The sequence below is a fragment of the Acidaminococcus sp. HCP3S3_G9_1 genome (assembly GCF_052122455.1).
Taxonomy (GTDB): domain Bacteria; phylum Bacillota; class Negativicutes; order Acidaminococcales; family Acidaminococcaceae; genus Acidaminococcus.
In genome coordinates this window covers 1-2,430 of sequence record NZ_JBQKCH010000029.1, presented here as the reverse complement: position 1 = coordinate 2,430, position 2,430 = coordinate 1, and the positions used below count along the sequence as shown (strand labels likewise).

Annotated in this window: 3 protein-coding genes; 1 reads left to right on the top strand and 2 read right to left on the bottom strand. The window is 53.3% G+C overall.

The window, feature by feature from the left end:
• Positions 1-189: 189 nt before the first annotated feature.
• Positions 190-357: a hypothetical protein gene (locus ACTQY1_RS11140; RefSeq protein WP_441374204.1), complete on the top strand. Its 168-nt coding sequence runs from the start codon at positions 190-192 to the stop codon at positions 355-357.
• 468 nt (positions 358-825) lie between these two features.
• Here the strand turns inward: ACTQY1_RS11140 and yaaA are convergent, their stop codons facing one another.
• The gene (yaaA, locus tag ACTQY1_RS11135; RefSeq protein ID WP_022486595.1) at positions 826-1,581 is read right to left on the bottom strand and encodes a peroxide stress protein YaaA; all 756 of its coding nucleotides are present in this window, start codon (positions 1,579-1,581) and stop codon (positions 826-828) included.
• A complete protein-coding gene (gene bcp / locus ACTQY1_RS11130) occupies positions 1,578-2,033 on the bottom strand; it encodes a thioredoxin-dependent thiol peroxidase (protein WP_022486596.1) in 456 nt (151 codons plus the stop codon). The genes yaaA and bcp overlap by 4 nt, the downstream gene beginning before the upstream one ends.
• Positions 2,034-2,430: the final 397 nt, after the last annotated feature.

Sequence of the window (2,430 nt, the reverse complement as noted above, 5' to 3'; positions counted from 1 at the left end):
TTTCTCCGGTACGTGGATGGAAAAGCGGCAAAAGGGAAATTCGTGGAAAGCCTGGATCAGGAAGTCCATCTGGTAAAGAGTATGGATAAAGTGAGGCGAGAATATATGATTATTTTAAGTGGTGGATTCAAAAGACGCCAGAAAGAAAAAGACATACGGCAAGGTATGCGGCAAGGTATGCTACAAGGTATGCAGAAAGGCATACAGAAAGGCATACAAGAAGGCCGCCAGGAAGAACGGGAAGCCAACATTGTTGCCATGCTGAAAGAAAAGATCCCCATGGAGACCATTTCCCGGATCACCCATTACTCTCTGGACCAGATCCAGAAACTGGGAAAATTGCATGGATTGCTGTAGGTTAGAAAACGCTCAGGGCGTTTTCCTTCCCAATGATAAGGCCGCCGGACAATCCGGCGGCCTTTTGGTTCATCGTTGGTCGTTCGTCGTGAGTCGTTTCGGATGCCAGATGCTCACACATCTGCCTTTGAACATAAAAAAACGCAGGCCGGGATGGGCTTCCCTGCGGGCAGCCCCTACCACGTTGGGATCAGAGATGCAACGGAAATTCACAGAAACGAAGTTATCGAAGATTCCGTTTCTGTGACCATCGGCTTGAACATATGACAGCAACGGCGTAGGGGCGCGCCACAGGCACGCCCGTCCCGGCCTCCGGGTTTTATACGTTCCCAGGAACCCGCCCGGCGGGTTCCCTCCTTCCGCTGGAGACTAGAGACTAGTGACTGTCAGCTCATGACCATCTGCCCCCGGCAGATGGTCTCCATCGGCGTGAGACGGAAAAGCAGCAGGCCGTTTCTGACTTCTCTTTCACTCCGCCCTGTCATCCCGAATAAACACATACCGGTCATCCCGGGACAGTTCCGGGCTCCAGACATAGCCGCTCCAGCAGAACCCTTTCATGTCTTCCGGCTTTGCCGCTCCTTTGCCTGCCAGATACCGGACCATTTCTCCCCGGGCCATTTTCACATAGACCCCTTTCTGGACCACCTTGTCTCCTGCCCATTCTCCAAAGATTACCTGGATGAGCCGGTCTCCCGGCTGCAAATAAGCTTCGACTGCCCGGCTGTATTCTTTGGATGCCAGATTGATGATTACCCCGTCCTCATCCCGGCAGGCCCGGTACAGCCGGTCTCCCCAGAACTCATACAGGTTCCGGGACCCTTCCGGTGCCCCCTTGGCCTGCATTTCCAACCGGTAGGGGACCACCCCGTCAAAGGGCCGCAGCACTCCATAAAATCCTGAAAGGATCCGGACCCGTTCCCCCACCCAGTCCATCTGTCCGTCTTCGAACACAGCAGGGGCCATGTACTGGTACTGGATCCCTTCATAAGCCAGGATCGCCGGCGTAACCTCCCGGTCCAAATCCATCTGACGGAGCCGTGCATAATTTTCTTCTGCCAGGGCCGGACTGCAGGCCCACAGTTTCTGAAGCGCCTCAAAAGACAGGCCCCGGAGCCAGGTCAGCAGTTTTCGGGTTTCCTTCAAAAAAGAAGGCGGGGTGCAGGAGCACCCCGATTCCAGATCCACCTGCATTTTCTTGGCCGGGGAAATGATGATCCTCATTCCAGCGCCTCCAGCATCTGGGCGGGATTTTCTGCCGGTTTCACTTTTCCCATAGCTTTAACGATGATTCCCTGTTCATCGATCAGATAGGTGCTGCGCACCACGCCCATGGATACCTTTCCGTACAGCTTCTTTTCCTTCCAGACGTCATAGGCCTGGAGCACGTTTTTTTCCGTATCAGAAAGCAGGGTAAAAGGCAGACCGTATTTATCCTGGAATTTTTTGTGGGAAGCCACCGAATCCTTGCTGACCCCCAGTACCACAGCCCCCTTCTCCCGGAACTGAGGATACAGTTCTCCAAAGGCACAGGCCTGTTTGGTGCAGCCGGGGGTATTATCCCGTGGATAAAAATACAGGATCACTTTCTGTCCCCGATAGTCGGACAAAGAATGCATGTCCCCATTTTGATCCGGAAGCGTAAAATCCGGTGCCGCCGTTCCAATTTCCAGCATGGCAAACCCCTCCTTGAAAACACTCAGTTTATTTGGAAGATATTATAACATAGAATGGATCGGAAAAGGCCGCCGGAAAATCCGGAGGCCTTTTGGTGCATCGTGAGTCGTTCGTCGTTGTGGATGGCAAATGCCGGGCATTTGCCGTTGAACGTATAGCCCTCTGGGCGGCCGGGACGGGCTCCCCTGCGGGGAGCCCCTACCACGTTGGGGTCAGAGGACCAGCAGGAAATCAGAAAAACGGGGTTGTCAAAAAATCCGTTCCTGTGACCGTTGTATCCAACATCCGACCCCAACGCCGTAGACCAACTATATAAAGTCAAGCCAATTTTAAAATAAATTTCAGTTGCTATGGATCTTTGCAAAAGGGTGCACTTACCCAAGCCCCCTTTTGTGG

Bases quoted from the DNA above. Each gene is read 5' to 3' on its own strand.
- yaaA (WP_022486595.1), bottom strand. From the start codon at position 1,581: ATGAGGATCATCATTTCCCCGGCCAAGAAAATGCAGGTGGATCTGGAA.
- ACTQY1_RS11140 (WP_441374204.1), top strand. From the start codon at position 190: ATGCAGAAAGGCATACAGAAAGGCATACAAGAAGGCCGCCAGGAAGAA.
- bcp (WP_022486596.1), bottom strand. From the start codon at position 2,033: ATGCTGGAAATTGGAACGGCGGCACCGGATTTTACGCTTCCGGATCAA.